The sequence below is a fragment of the Pseudomonas sp. P135 genome (assembly GCF_020312125.1).
Lineage (GTDB): Bacteria > Pseudomonadota > Gammaproteobacteria > Pseudomonadales > Pseudomonadaceae > Aquipseudomonas > Aquipseudomonas fragariae.
In genome coordinates this window covers 513,674-527,913 of record NZ_JAGPYR010000001.1, presented here as the reverse complement: position 1 = coordinate 527,913, position 14,240 = coordinate 513,674, and the positions used below count along the sequence as shown (strand labels likewise).

Annotated in this window: 13 protein-coding genes; 12 read left to right on the top strand and 1 reads right to left on the bottom strand. The window is 61.1% G+C overall.

What is annotated here, in order from left to right; translation table 11 throughout:
* Positions 1–3: 3 nt before the first annotated feature.
* The 12 genes from KBY08_RS02315 to KBY08_RS02260 all read left to right on the top strand — a co-directional run bounded on the left by KBY08_RS02315 (position 4) and on the right by KBY08_RS02260 (position 13,360).
* A complete protein-coding gene (locus KBY08_RS02315; RefSeq protein WP_024661009.1) occupies positions 4–540 on the top strand; it encodes a chemotaxis protein CheW in 537 nt (178 codons plus the stop codon).
* Positions 537–1,817: a CheR family methyltransferase gene (locus tag KBY08_RS02310; RefSeq protein ID WP_024641280.1), complete on the top strand. Its 1,281-nt coding sequence runs from the start codon at positions 537–539 to the stop codon at positions 1,815–1,817. Before KBY08_RS02315 ends, KBY08_RS02310 begins: the two co-directional genes overlap by 4 nt.
* Positions 1,817–2,506 (top strand): chemotaxis protein CheW, encoded by a 690-nt coding sequence (locus KBY08_RS02305; RefSeq protein WP_004406331.1) that lies wholly within the window; start codon positions 1,817–1,819, stop codon positions 2,504–2,506. The genes KBY08_RS02310 and KBY08_RS02305 overlap by 1 nt, the downstream gene beginning before the upstream one ends.
* On the top strand, positions 2,503–4,872 hold the full coding sequence (locus tag KBY08_RS02300) for a hybrid sensor histidine kinase/response regulator (protein WP_011266949.1): 2,370 nt from the start codon (positions 2,503–2,505) through the stop codon (positions 4,870–4,872). Before KBY08_RS02305 ends, KBY08_RS02300 begins: the two co-directional genes overlap by 4 nt.
* Positions 4,869–5,879: a chemotaxis response regulator protein-glutamate methylesterase gene (locus KBY08_RS02295; protein WP_011266950.1), complete on the top strand. Its 1,011-nt coding sequence runs from the start codon at positions 4,869–4,871 to the stop codon at positions 5,877–5,879. Before KBY08_RS02300 ends, KBY08_RS02295 begins: the two co-directional genes overlap by 4 nt.
* Before the next feature lie 45 nt (positions 5,880–5,924).
* The gene (locus tag KBY08_RS02290) at positions 5,925–6,929 is read left to right on the top strand and encodes a response regulator (RefSeq protein WP_004406328.1); all 1,005 of its coding nucleotides are present in this window, start codon (positions 5,925–5,927) and stop codon (positions 6,927–6,929) included.
* A gap of 117 nt (positions 6,930–7,046) precedes the next feature.
* A protein-coding gene (prfB, locus tag KBY08_RS02285; RefSeq protein ID WP_096102164.1) for a peptide chain release factor 2 occupies positions 7,047–8,142 on the top strand; the annotation gives its coding sequence in 2 pieces (ribosomal slippage) (positions 7,047–7,118 and positions 7,120–8,142; 1,095 coding nt in all).
* Positions 8,143–8,211: 69 nt separating this feature from the next.
* The gene (lysS, locus tag KBY08_RS02280; RefSeq protein ID WP_024639883.1) at positions 8,212–9,714 is read left to right on the top strand and encodes a lysine--tRNA ligase; all 1,503 of its coding nucleotides are present in this window, start codon (positions 8,212–8,214) and stop codon (positions 9,712–9,714) included.
* Between the two features lie 91 nt (positions 9,715–9,805).
* Complete coding sequence (locus tag KBY08_RS02275) at positions 9,806–10,531, top strand: TetR/AcrR family transcriptional regulator (protein ID WP_011266953.1); 726 nt, start codon at positions 9,806–9,808, stop codon at positions 10,529–10,531.
* A 134-nt stretch (positions 10,532–10,665) separates the two neighbouring features.
* A complete protein-coding gene (locus KBY08_RS02270) occupies positions 10,666–11,943 on the top strand; it encodes a flavohemoglobin expression-modulating QEGLA motif protein (RefSeq protein WP_003433414.1) in 1,278 nt (425 codons plus the stop codon).
* A 203-nt stretch (positions 11,944–12,146) separates the two neighbouring features.
* Positions 12,147–13,043, top strand: coding sequence for an alpha/beta hydrolase (locus KBY08_RS02265; RefSeq protein ID WP_058398418.1), 897 nt, complete (start codon positions 12,147–12,149; stop codon positions 13,041–13,043).
* Complete coding sequence (locus tag KBY08_RS02260) at positions 13,040–13,360, top strand: hypothetical protein (RefSeq protein ID WP_024641454.1); 321 nt, start codon at positions 13,040–13,042, stop codon at positions 13,358–13,360. The genes KBY08_RS02265 and KBY08_RS02260 overlap by 4 nt, the downstream gene beginning before the upstream one ends.
* A 79-nt stretch (positions 13,361–13,439) precedes the next feature.
* Here the strand turns inward: KBY08_RS02260 and KBY08_RS02255 are convergent, their stop codons facing one another.
* The gene (locus KBY08_RS02255; RefSeq protein ID WP_011266956.1) at positions 13,440–14,222 is read right to left on the bottom strand and encodes an OmpA family protein; all 783 of its coding nucleotides are present in this window, start codon (positions 14,220–14,222) and stop codon (positions 13,440–13,442) included.
* Between the last annotated feature and the right edge of the window lie 18 nt (positions 14,223–14,240).

The window sequence follows — 14,240 nt, the reverse complement described above, 5'->3', positions numbered from 1 at the left end:
TCAATGAGCGATCACTCGCCGAGGCGCAATGGCCCGCCACTGACCGCCAGCAAACTCTTTCTGCTGTTTTGCATCGGCGAAGACCGCTATGCGCTGGACGCGACCGAGATCGCCGAAATCCTGCCGCTTGTGAAGCTCAAGACTATTGCCCGGGCACCTCACTGGGTGGCGGGAATCTTCGCCCATCGTGGCGAGATCGTTCCGGTGATCGACATCAGTGCGCTGAATTCCGGGCAGCCGGCGCGCTCGCGTACCAGTACGCGCATGGTGCTGGTGCATTATCGCTACGACGACGCGCACCCGGCGCAGTTGCTCGGACTGATTCTGGAACAGGCGACCGAGACGCTGCGCTGCCCTGTTGCGCAGTTCAAGGCCTATGGGCTGGACAATCGCCTGTCGCCTTATCTGGGGCCGGTGCGTGAGGATGAGCAGGGCCTGTTGCAGTGGATTCATGTTCACGAGCTGTTGAGCGAGCCGGTGCGCGAGTTGTTGTACCCGGTGCCGCCGATTGACCTCGAACTGCTCGAGGACGCGCAATGAAGGTGGATGATTCGCGCTTCTTCAGCTTTCTCAAGGAGCGTATCGGCCTGGATGTGACGTCCGTCGGCGAAGCGATCATCGAGCGCGCCTTGCGTCAGCGGGCGGCGGCCGCCCACTGCGCTGACAGCGATGCCTACTGGCATCTTCTGGTCTCGTCGGCGCAGGAGCAGCAGGCGCTGATCGAAGCGGTGATCGTTCCCGAGACCTGGTTCTTTCGTTATCCCGAATCGTTTGTCACCCTGGGCATGCTGGCCCGTGAGCGTATCGCCAGCCTTGCCGGTGCGCGCCCCTTGCGCATACTCAGCCTGCCGTGCTCGACCGGTGAGGAGCCATATTCCATCGCCATGGCGCTATTCGACGCCGGGGTCGATGCCAGGCAATTCAAGGTCGATGCCATCGATATCAGCCCTGTTTCGATTGCCAAGGCCGAGCACGGTATTTACGGCAAAAACTCGTTTCGTGGCAGCGACATCAGTTATCGCGAGCGGTATTTCAATCCGATCGCTGACGGCTTTGAAATCGCTGACAGTGTTCGCGCCTGTGTGAGTTTTCAGCCGGGCAACCTGCTCGACCCCAAACTCGTTTCGCAAGCGGCCTATGACATCGTCTTCTGCCGCAATCTGGTGATCTATTTCGATCGGCAGACCCAGCAACATGTGTTCAAGGTGCTCAAACAACTGACCCGTGAAGACGGCCTGCTGTTTATCGGCCCGGCGGAGGGCAACCTGCTGGCCGCTATCGGCATGCGCTCGACGGGGATCGCCCAGTCGTTCGCCTTCCGGCACGCACCTGTCGATGCGGCGGTGCCAGCTCCGACGCCTCGGCAGGTCCCTGCACCCGTTGCGTCCCGTCCGGTCGTCGATGCCCCTGCCAGAGTTGTCGCGCCACGGCCTGCGCCGCGCCCCTCTGCGACATTCGCGCCCATTGCAAAACCCGTCGCTGCGGCGGGTAACACCGAGGTATCGGCAGTGCTCGACAGGATTGCGGGGCTGGCCAACGAAGGCAAAAGTGCCGAGGCGCGGGCTGAATGCGAGCGTTACCTGCAGCAGCATGAGCCGGTCGCGCAAGTGTTTTACTGGCTGGGTCTGCTCAGCGAAGTGGAGGGCCGTGTGCCACAGGCGCAGGGCTTCTATCGCAAGGCGCTGTATCTGCAACCGCAGCACTCAGAATCGCTGGCCCAACTGGCGGCATTGCTGGCTGCGCAGGGTGACACTGCCGGCGCGCGCCGCTTGCAGGACCGCGCTGCGCGTGGCGCGAATAAACAAGGAAACCACTGATGGCGGGCGTGTCCGGTTTTTCCAGTCTGACCCATGATCAGGCCCTGGATATCGATGATTGCTGGAACCGCATCGGCATTCATGGCGATCGCTCCTGCCCGTTGCTCGCAGAGCACATCCACTGCCGCAACTGCGCGGTTTATTCGGCCGCCGCCACCCGTCTGCTGGACCGCTATTCGCTGGCCCAGGAGTCGCCCGAGCATTTTCAGGGCTCGGTGTTGCTGCGCGACCTCGAGACCCGCTCGATTCTGGTATTTCGTCTTGGCGAAGAGTGGCTGGGGCTGGCGTCGCGCTGCCTCTCGGAAGTCGCCCCCAGCCAGACCATCCATTCACTGCCACACCAGCGCTCGCGTGCGTTGCTGGGTGTCGCCAATGTACGCGGCGCTCTGGTAGCGTGCATCTCGCTGGTCGAGCTGCTCGGCTTGGACAGTACCGCGGTGAGTAACCCGTCGACGCGGGTGGTACCGCGCATGCTGATCGTCAGCGTCGAGGGCGGCCCGGTGGTGGTGCCGGTCGACGAGGTGGACGGCATTCATGCCATCGACGAGCGGGAGCTGGAAGCCGCTTCGGCATCCGGCACGCACGCCAATGCCCGTTTCACCCGTGGCGTCCTGCAATGGAAGGGCCGCAGCCTGCGCTGGCTGGATGAAGATGAGTTGTTGTCGGCGGTGTATCGGAGCCTCACATGACGCCAGATCAAATGCGTGACGCCTCGCTGTTCGAACTGTTCACGCTGGAAGCCGACGCGCAGACCCAGGTATTGAGTGCCGGCCTGCTGGCACTCGAACGTAACCCGACCCAGGCGGATCAGCTGGAAGCCTGCATGCGTGCCGCTCATTCGCTCAAGGGCGCAGCGCGGATTGTCGGCGTCGATTTCGGCGTGAGCGTCGCGCATGTGATGGAAGATTGTCTGGTCAGCGCGCAGGAAGGGCGTCTGCTGCTTCAGGCCGAGCATATCGATGCGCTGCTGTCGGGGACCGACCTGTTGATGCGTATCGCCACGCCTGGCGGCGACAGCGTTGGTCAGCCTGATATCGACAGTTATGTCGAAAGGCTCAATACGTTGCTGGCTTCCGGTGCTGGCGCGGCGCGAACGGTCAGTACGCCACTGCCGGACCCGGCCTCGGACGCTTTACTCGCCAGCGCGATGCTGCAGTTCGAGACGCCCAGCGCGGCAGTTGTGCCGGAGTCTGTGCCCGAGCCCTTGGCCGCAGACTTGCCTGCGTCCGCCAATCCAGCCGCCATGCCGGCTGCGGAACCTGAAGCACCGTTCACGCCATTGCGTGAACGGCGTGTGGCCGAAGGTGGCGAGCGCGTGTTGCGAGTCACCGCCGAGCGCCTCAACGGGCTGCTGGACATGTCCAGCAAATCGCTGGTCGAGACTCAGCGACTCAAGCCGCTGCTGGCCGGTATGCAGCGGCTCAAGCGTCTGCAAAGCAGCAGTGATCGTGCGCTTGAAGTGCTGGGCGCCAGCTTCGGCGAGGAAGGTCCTTCGGCTGATGTGCAAAAAGCCCTGGAAGACGCGCGTAGCCTCTTGTCCCAGGCGCAGCAGGTGTTGGTCCGGCACACTGCCGAGCTGGATGAATTCGGCTGGCAGTCGGCGCAACGTGCGCAGTTGTTATACGACACGGCACTGGCCTGCCGGATGCGACCTTTCGCCGATGTGCTGAACGGCCAGGCGCGCATGGTTCGCGACCTGGGGCGTGAACTGGGCAAACAGGTCCGCTTGCAGATCGAAGGCGAGAAGACGCAGGTCGATCGCGATGTGCTGGAAAAGCTCGATGCGCCATTGACCCATCTGTTGCGCAACGCCGTGGACCACGGCATCGAATCGCCCGAGAAGCGCGTGGCGTCCGGCAAGGACCCTGAAGGTCTGATTCGTCTGCAGGCCTCGCATCAGGCCGGCTTGCTGGTCGTCGAGTTGAGCGATGACGGTGGCGGTGTGGACCTTGAACGTGTGCGCCAGAGCATCGTCGACCGCAAGCTTTCTCCTGCCGAGACCGCTGCGCAGTTGAGCGAGGAGGAACTGCTGAGTTTCCTGTTCCTGCCGGGCTTCAGCATGCGCGACAAGGTCACGCAGATTTCCGGCCGTGGTGTCGGCCTCGATGCCGTGCAGCATATGGTTCGCCAGATGCACGGCAGCGTCGAGCTGCAGCAATGGGCAGGCGAGGGCAGTCGCTTTAGGATAGAAATGCCGCTGACGCTTTCAGTGGTACGCAGCCTGGTCGTGGAAGTGGGCGGTGAAGCCTATGCCTTTCCGCTGGCGCATATCGAGCGCATGCGCGACCTGCAGCCTGACGATATTCTGCAACTGGAAGGTCGTCAGCACTTCTGGGATGAAGAGCGGCATGTCGGTCTGGTTTCGGCCAGCCAGCTGTTGAACCGGCCACCCGCGCAGAAGGCCGGAGAAACGCTCAAGGTCGTGGTGATTCGCGAGCGCGATGCGGTTTATGGCGTGGCCGTCGAACGCTTCATCGGTGAGCGTACGCTGGTGGTGATGCCGCTCGATGCGCGCCTTGGCAAGGTCCAGGACGTATCGGCAGGGGCTTTGCTCGACGACGGTTCGGTGGTGCTGATCATTGATGTCGAAGATATGCTGCGCTCGGTGGAAAAACTCCTGAATACCGGCCGTCTGGAGCGCATCGACCGGCGCGCTCGTCAGGCAGATCAGGTGTCACGCAAACGCGTGCTGGTCGTCGATGATTCTTTGACCGTTCGCGAGCTGGAACGCAAGCTGCTGGTCAGTCGCGGTTACGAAGTATCGGTGGCCGTGGACGGAATGGATGGCTGGAATGCCCTGCGCGCCGAGGACTTCGACCTGCTGATCACCGACATCGACATGCCGCGTATGGACGGTATCGAACTGGTGACCCTGTTGCGCCGCGATACCCGCTTGCAGTCCTTGCCGGTCATGGTCGTGTCCTACAAGGACCGTGAAGAAGACCGGCGTCGCGGCCTGGACGCCGGCGCCGATTATTACCTGGCCAAGGCCAGTTTCCACGATGATGCCTTGCTCGACGCTGTCGTCGAATTGATAGGAGACGCGCAAGGATGAAGATTGCCATCGTCAACGATATGCCCATGGCCATCGAAGCCCTGCGCCGTGCGCTGGCCTTCGAGCCGGCGCATCAGATCATCTGGGTGGCGTCCAATGGTGCCGACGCCGTGCAGCGTTGCGTCGAGCAGACCCCGGACCTGATCCTGATGGACCTGATCATGCCGGTGATGGATGGCGTGGAAGCCACGCGCCGGATCATGGCCGAAACACCCTGCGCCATCGTCATCGTGACCGTCGACCACGAGCAGAACATGCGCCGCGTGTTCGAAGCGATGGGGCACGGCGCGCTGGATGTGGTGGACACGCCGGCCATTGGTGGTCCCAATCCAAAAGAGGCGGCGGCGCCCCTGCTGCGCAAGATCCTCAATATCGACTGGCTGATCGGCCAGCGTGTCGGCCTCGAACGGGTCGCGGCTACACCGCGCGCCGCGCCCTCGAGACGTGATCGGCTCGTGGCGATCGGCTCCTCGGCAGGCGGGCCTGCCGCGCTGGAGATTCTGCTCAAGGCGCTTCCGGTGAGCTTCCCGGCGGCGATCGTCCTTGTGCAGCACGTCGATCAGGTCTTCGCCGCCGGTATGGCCGACTGGTTGAGTTCCGCCTCCGGCCTGCCGGTACGTCTGGCAAGGGAAGGCGAAACGCCACAGCCGGGTGTGGTGTTGCTGGCAGGCACCAATCATCATATCCGCTTGCTCAAGGACGGCACGCTGGCGTACACGGCGGAGCCGGTGAATGAAGTTTACAGGCCCTCGATTGATGTGTTTTTCGAGAGCGTAACCCGTTATTGGAGTGGCGAGGCGATCGGCGTTCTGCTGACCGGGATGGGGCGCGACGGTGCACAGGGACTCAAGGCCATGCGTGAACGGGGGTTTCTGACCATCGCTCAGGATCAGGCCAGTTCTGCTGTGTATGGCATGCCCAAGGCCGCCGCAGCCATCGATGCTGCCGTGGAAATCCGTCCGTTGCCCGCCATAGCACCTCGCTTGATCGAGGTATTTACTCAATGACTGCTCCGCTGAACCCAGCGGCAGTCGGCGATCAGGAGAAAGATCATGAATGACCTGCAAACGGATGAGCTCAAGACACCGGATGAAAACAGCGCAATGGTGCTTCTGGTGGATGATCAGGCCATGATTGGTGAAGCCGTACGGCGCGGCCTGGCCGGCCATGAGTCTATCGACTTTCATTTTTGTGCCGACCCGCATCAGGCGATTGCTCAGGCCGTGCAGATCAAGCCGACGGTGATTCTGCAGGACCTGGTGATGCCGGGCCTCGACGGGCTGACGCTGGTTCGCGAGTACCGCAGCAACCCGCTGACCCGCGATATCCCGATCATCGTGCTGTCCACCAAGGAAGACCCGCTGATCAAGAGCGCGGCGTTCACGGCCGGGGCCAACGACTATCTGGTCAAGCTGCCGGACAACATCGAGCTGGTGGCGCGCATTCGCTATCACTCGCGCTCGTACATGACCCTGCTGCAGCGCGATGAAGCCTACCGCGCGCTGCGCGTCAGCCAGCAGCAACTGCTCGACACCAATCTGGTGCTGCAGCGCCTGATGAATTCCGATGGCCTCACGGGGCTGTCGAATCGCCGCCATTTCGACGAGTATCTGGAACTGGAGTGGCGCCGGGCAATTCGCGAGCAGTCCCAGTTGTCGTTGCTGATGATCGATGTCGACTATTTCAAGCCCTACAACGACAACTTCGGGCATCTGGAGGGCGACGAGGCCCTGCGTCAGGTCGCCAAGGCCATTCGTAACAGTTGCAGTCGCCCGTCGGACTTGCCGGCTCGCTACGGCGGCGAGGAGTTCGCCATGGTCCTGCCCAATACCTCGCCCGGCGGCGCACGTCTGCTTGCAGAGAAGCTGCGCCAGAGCGTTTCAGGCATGAATATTCCGCACATTGCGCCAGCGCCGGGCTCCAGCCTGACCGTGAGTATCGGTGTGGCGACCATGACGCCACAGCTCGGAATGCCCAGCCGTCAGCTGATTCTGGATGCCGACAAGGGGCTTTATCAGGCCAAGAACAACGGGCGCAATCAGGTCGCAGCGGGCTGACGCCGGCAGCGACCGGTAAAATAGGCCTCACAACGCCTGCCCGACGGGCTGCTTTCGTGGCCTTGCCTGGGGTATACTCGTCGGCTTTGAAAATTTCGCCTGCGAGTGCTGCCTACCATGGAAATCAACCCGATCCTAAACAGCATCAAGGATTTGTCCGAGCGCTCCGAAACCATTCGGGGGTATCTTTGACTACGATCACAAACATGATCGTCTGACCGAAGTCAACCGCGAGCTCGAAGATCCAAACGTCTGGAACAACCCGGCCTACGCTCAGGAACTGGGGCGCGAGCGCTCCCTGCTGGCGCAGATCGTCGAAACCCTGGACGAAATGTCCTCGGGTCTGGCCGATGCCAAAGACCTGTTGCTGATGTCTGCCGAAGAAGAAGACCAGGCTGCCGTCGATGACGTCGCTGCCGAAGTCGAGCGCCTGCGCGAATCGCTGGAAAAGCTCGAATTCCGTCGCATGTTCAGCGGCGACATGGACCCCAACAACGCCTACCTGGACATCCAGGCCGGCTCCGGCGGTACCGAAGCGCAGGACTGGGCGAACATCCTGCTGCGCATGTACCTGCGCTGGGCCGACAAGCGCGGTTTCGACGCCACCATCATGGAACTGTCCGCCGGTGAAGTCGCCGGTATCAAGGGCGCTACCGTGCACATCAAGGGCGAGTACGCCTTCGGCTGGCTGCGTACCGAGATCGGCGTTCATCGTCTGGTGCGCAAGAGCCCGTTCGACTCCGGCAACCGTCGCCACACCTCGTTCTCGGCCGTGTTCGTTTCGCCGGAAATCGATGACAACATCGAAATCGACATCAACCCGGCGGACCTGCGCATCGACACCTACCGCTCCTCCGGTGCCGGTGGTCAGCACGTAAACACCACTGACTCTGCGGTGCGTATCACCCACGTTCCGACCAACACCGTGGTCAGTTGTCAGAACGAGCGTTCCCAGCATGCGAACAAGGACACCGCCATGAAAATGCTGCGGGCCCGTTTGTATGAGCAGGAAGTGCAGAAGCGCAACGCGGCGTCCCAGGCGCTCGAAGACACCAAGTCCGATATCGGCTGGGGTCACCAGATTCGCTCCTACGTACTGGACGCCTCGCGTATCAAGGACCTGCGGACCAACATCGAACGCAGCGACTGCGACAAGGTGCTTGATGGCGATATCGACGAATACCTGATCGCGAGCCTCAAGCAAGGGCTGTAAACCGTCAGCCGACACCTCAAGTCCCTCGTCGCCAGGCGAGGGCGAACCTGTGATGGAATATTTAAAGACATGAGCGACCAACAACTCGACCCGCAAGCCCTGCAACAGGAAGAAAACACCCTGATCGCCTTGCGCAAGGAAAAGCTTGCTGCAGGCCGTGCCAAGGGTCAGGCCTTCCCCAATGACTTCCGCCGCGACAGCTACTGCAATGACCTGCAGAAACAGTACGTCGACAAGACCAAGGAAGAACTGGCAGAGGCAGCGATTCCGGTCAAGGTTGCCGGTCGCATCATGCTCAACCGTGGCTCGTTCATGGTGATCCAGGACATGACCGGGCGCATCCAGGTCTATGTCAACCGCAAGACCCTGCCCGAAGAAACCCTGGCCGAGGTGAAAACCTGGGATCTGGGCGACATCATCGCCGCCGAAGGTACCCTGGCACGCTCCGGCAAGGGCGACCTGTACGTCGAGATGACCAGCGTTCGCCTGCTGACCAAGTCCTTGCGTCCGCTGCCCGACAAGCACCACGGCCTGACCGACACCGAACAGCGCTACCGTCAGCGTTACGTCGACCTGATCGTCAACGAGGAAGTGCGTGAGACCTTCCGCGTGCGTTCGCAGGTCATCGCTCACATCCGCAGCTTCCTGATGAAGCGCGACTTCCTTGAAGTCGAAACGCCGATGCTGCAGACCATTCCCGGCGGCGCGGCGGCCAAGCCGTTCGAAACCCACCACAACGCGCTGGACATGGAAATGTTCCTGCGTATCGCCCCGGAGCTGTACCTCAAGCGTCTGGTGGTCGGTGGTTTCGAGAAGGTCTTCGAGATCAATCGCAACTTCCGTAACGAAGGTGTTTCGACCCGGCACAACCCCGAGTTCACCATGCTCGAGTTCTACCAGGCCTACGCCGATTACGAAGACAACATGGACCTCACCGAGGAACTGTTCCGCGAACTGGCGCAACTGGTTCTGGGCAGCACCGACGTGCCTTATGGCGACAAGGTGTTCCACTTCGGCGAACCGTTCGTGCGCCTGTCGGTGTTCGACTCGATCCTCAAGTACAACCCTGAGCTGACCGCTGCCGACCTGCAGGACATCGACAAGGCGCGCGCCATTGCGAAAAAGGCCGGTGCCAAGGTGCTGGGCTTCGAAGGCCTGGGCAAATTGCAGGTGATGATTTTCGAAGAGCTGGTCGAGCACAAGCTGGAACAGCCGCACTTCATCACCCAGTACCCGTTCGAAGTGTCGCCGCTGGCGCGTCGCAACGATGAAAATCCGAACGTCACCGACCGTTTCGAGCTGTTCATCGGTGGTCGCGAAATCGCCAATGCCTACTCCGAGCTCAACGACGCCGAAGATCAGGCCGAACGCTTCCAGGCTCAGGTGGCCGACAAGGATGCCGGTGACGACGAAGCCATGCACTACGACGCCGACTTCGTCCGTGCGCTGGAGTACGGCATGCCGCCGACGGCAGGCGAGGGGATCGGTATCGACCGGTTGGTGATGTTGCTCACCGACTCGCCGTCGATTCGCGACGTGATCCTCTTCCCGCACATGCGCCCGCAAGCGTAACCAGTGGAAAAACAGCCGCCTTCAATGGGCGGCTTTTTTTTAAGTGTTTTTCAGATCGACTCATTTCAGAGCGACTTATAAGGAAGCTGTCGTGACGATTGCCAGAGAAGGGGCCGCCGGAGTAGCCAGCGCGGTGGCCAAAAGTGTCAAGTATCAGGGCCGCAAGGCTGCGCGTGAGGGCAGTGAGCAACGCAGGCAGGTCATTCTCGATGCCGCCATGCGTATCGTGGTGCGTGACGGCGTACGCGCCGTGCGCCATCGCGCAGTGGCCGCCGAAGCCAGTGTGCCGCTGTCGGCAACCACCTATTACTTCAAGGACATCGATGATCTGTTGACCGATGCCTTCGCCCAGTATGTACAGCGTAGCGCTGATTATCTGGCGCGGCTGTGGCAAAACACCGAAGGTATTCTGCGCGAGATGATGAACCGCAGTTCCGGGAGTCCGACCGACCGTTTTCGTCTGGCGGACGACATTGCGCGTATGGTGATGGAGCATATCCGTCATCAGTTGCTGACCCGGCGTGACTATCTGATTGCCGAGCAGGCGTTCTACCATGAAGCACTGATCAACCCGCGCCTGACGCCATTGGTCATGGCCCATCAGGAAATTTTGCTGCAGGGCAGTTGTCAGTTCTTCCAGGTAATCGGCTCCCTGCATCCCTATCAGGATGCTCAGGTGTTGACGGGGCTTATCCGGCGCATTGAGTATCAAGGCCTGCTTCACGGGCCGCAGCGTCAGGCGGACGAAGAAATGCTCTGTATCCTGACCCGGCAGATGCGTCTGGTCCTGGGCACCCCGCAGCCGGTTCGAGGGTGACTATACTGCTGCGCGGGTGTCGCGGATCGGCCATTCAGACGGCTTGACGATCCTGCCAGTTTCGATATTTACCAGCGATGGCGTGTTGTTCCGCGCCGCCAAGCAGTAGCGTGACAACCAGCCAAGGAGTACCGGTGGACGAGTATCAACAGACTATTCGTGCTTTATCGGATCGGATCGTCGTTGCACAGACGCCGATTCGCATTCTGGATGCAGTTAAATGGGATGAGAACGTCCGCAAGGAGTTTCTGGCCGCCAAGGGCAAGGCGCTGCCTGCCGTGGACCGCGCCTATTACGAAAACCGTCCGCTGGGTTTCGACTCTTCGGCCTTGAAGCAAGAGTTCCAGAACATCGAGCGGGACGTGACGCGTCAACTGGGTCAGTTCAACCCGGTCGGGCAGATCATGCGCCGCATGTGCCGTGAGTACCGCATGGTGGTGCGTATGCTTGAAGCGCGCGGCACGTCCGACTTCGGGCTGATTTCTCAGGAGCTGTACGGCGCGGCATCCGATGCCTTTCATGCGGGTGATCCGACGCTGGCCGATCTTGGCTTGATGCTCTCTGATTACCTGAACAACATTGCCGGGCGCGGCGACCTGAAGGACGAGCCGAAAACGCTCACCGCCAAAGACGCCGTTTCGCTGCTGCAATCGCGTTTGAACCGCGTGTTCGGTGAGGCCGAGGAGACCATCCGGGTTTTCGAATCCGACGGGATCGTCGCCGATGCGGCTGCGGGTGCCGACTACATCAAGATCCGCACCGACGCGATGTTCAACGAACGCGATGTACGCGCGCTGGAAGTGCACGAAGGGCTGGTGCACGTGGGCACCACGCTGAACGGGCAAAACCAGCCGATCTGTACGTTCCTGTCCAAAGGCCCGCCATCCTCGACGGTGACGCAGGAAGGCCTGGCGATTCTCATGGAAGTCATCGCCTTTGCATCCTATCCCAGCCGCCTGCGCAAGCTGACCAATCGCACGCGGGCCATTCACATGGCCGAGCAGGGCGCTGATTTTCTCCAGGTGTTCGAGTTCTATCGCGAGCAGGGCTTCGGCATGTCCGAGAGCTACGGCAATGCCAGTCGCGTTTTCCGCGGCTCGGTGCCCAACGGCCTGCCGTTCACCAAGGACCTGTCCTACCTGAAAGGCTTCATCATGGTCTACAACTACATTCAGCTCGCCGTGCGCAAGGGCAAGCTCGAACAGGTGCCGCTGCTGTTCTGCGGCAAGACCACCCTGGAAGACATGCGTACCCTGCGTCAACTGGTGGACGAAGGGCTGGTGGTTGCACCCAAGTACCTGCCCGAGCAGTTCCGTGACATGAACGCCCTGTCGGCCTGGATGTGCTTCTCCAACTTCCTCAACCACCTGAGCCTGGACCGTATCGAAGCGGATTACTCGAATATTTTGTAGGCAGCGATCTTCGCTGTACGCCAGCCTGTTTTTGACTCTGGCCGAAGGCCGTAGGAGCGAACTTGTTCGCGAAGGAGAGGTACATTCTCCGAAAGCTCATGATTATGCCTATCGGCCAATGCTCGCAGAACATGGGAACGAGAATCTGAGTCTCGCGCCAGCACGGCAGTGATGTGGCGCTGAAAACAACAAGGAACCCTCATTTGAAACTGCTCGGCATCTTCACCCTGGTCCTTGCGCTCACCGGCTGCAGTTCGATGTTGTTCTACCCCGAGCAAGGGGTTCCGTTCACGCCCGACAAGGCGCGCCTGCAGTATCAGGACGTGAACCTCACGGCTGCCGACGGTACGCGCCTGCACGGCTGGTGGTTGCCAGCGAAAGAAGGCGTGCCGGTCAAGGGTACGGTGCTGCATCTGCACGGCAACGGTGGCAACCTGTCCTGGCATCTTGGCGGCGTCTGGTGGCTGCCCGAGCAGGGTTATCAGGTGTTGATGCTGGATTACCGTGGCTATGGCGAGTCGCAGGGCGAGCCGAGCCTGCCGGCGGTCTATGAGGATGTTCAGGCCGCTTTCGACTGGTTGAACACTGCACCGCAGGTGCAAGGCAAACCGCTTGTGGTCCTGGGGCAAAGCATTGGCGGGGCGCTGGCGGTGCATTATCTTTCCGAACACCCGCAAGAGCGTTCGCGTCTCAAGGCGCTGGTGCTGGACAGTGTGCCGGCCAGCTACCGCAGCGTCGCGCGAAACTCGCTGAGCAAATCGTGGCTGACCTGGCCATTGAAAACGCCCTTGTCCTGGCTAATCCCGGAAGCCGACAGCGCGGTCAACGGCCTGCCACGACTGGCCGGCACGCCGATGCTGATCTTTCACAGCATGGACGACACGCTGGTGCCGCTCGCCAACGGCATCGAACTGTACAAGGCCGCGCCGCCGCCGCGCGTGTTGCAATTGACCCGTGGTGAACACGTGCAGACGTTCGCAGACCCTCTCTGGCGTCAGGTGATGCTGCGCTATCTGGACGACCCGACGCATTTCAACGGTCTGCGTCGCCTTGCGGAAGTGCCCAATTACCCGACCCCCGCAACACTTCCAGCGCAATGAGCCGCGATCGTAACCTCAACGGCATGATCCTCAGCGCTGTTGGTGCGGTCATCGGCACAGTGGGCTGTCTGTGGTTTTACGGCTACCTGCACTTCGCCAAGCCAGAGGATGCACTGTTGCTCGGTGAATTCACCCTGCTCAAAACCGTGCCCGGCGAGGATTACAAGGTCGCTGCCACGCCAGCCGCCGAGGTCGCGCAGTGCGTTGATGGCGTACTGGTGTTGTTCGATACGTCGCGAAAAGGTCTGTCAGGCGTGTTGATCGATGATCACAGGCAGGCCGTGCGCTGCCTTGGCCAGCAAACGCCTCGGCCATAAGACACCGGTAAAAAACAGCGCCCATGAAAAAGCCCCGCCTGTATGCGCAGGCGGGGCTTCGGTGCAGCAGCTCAGTCGCTTATTTCATCGAAGAGCGTGGTGCAACAGGCTGGTTGTCGTTGGAGATAGTCACTTCCACACGACGGTTCATGGCGCGGCCCGAGTTGCTGGTGTTGTCAGCAACCGGGTATTCCTTGCCATAACCCATGGTCACAACGCGCGCTGGGTCTACACCCATGCGTACCAGAGCCATACGCACCGAGTTGGCGCGACGCTCGGACAGCGACTGGTTGTAGGAAGCCGAACCGGTGCTGTCGGTGTAGCCTTCGACAATCACTTTGCGATCAGGGTTTTCCTGCAGGAAGGCAGCCAGCTTGCCAATGTCGCCCTGGGCGGTTGGCTTCAGTTCGGCCTTGTTGTAGTCGAACAGCACGTCACCGAAGGTCACCAGCGTACCGCGTTCGGTCTGCTTGGCGTTCAGGCTGTTTTTCAGTGCAGCGATCTGCGCGTCACGTGCTTCCAGACGGGCCTTGGCGCGGTCGGCAGAAGCATTTTGCAGCGCTGCTTCAGAAGTGCGCAGGGCGATGGTCTGCTTGGCCAGCTCGACGCGCTGGTTGGTCAGATACGACAGTTGGTCGACTTTCTGCACGTCCTCATCGTTGCGGAAGGCCTGTTCTGCCTTGGTCAGCCATTCGCTGGCGTCCTTGGTTTCAAGGGCTGCGACTTGAGTGGCCTGAGGGTTGGTCTGCAGCGCGGTGAAGTTGCTGCGAGCCTGTTCCAGGTTAGGGTTCGGCTTGGTTGCACAGGCTGCCAGGGCAACGCTCATGGCCAGCAGAGCAGGGATCATCAATTGTTTACGCATAATAGGGTCGTCCTTTAA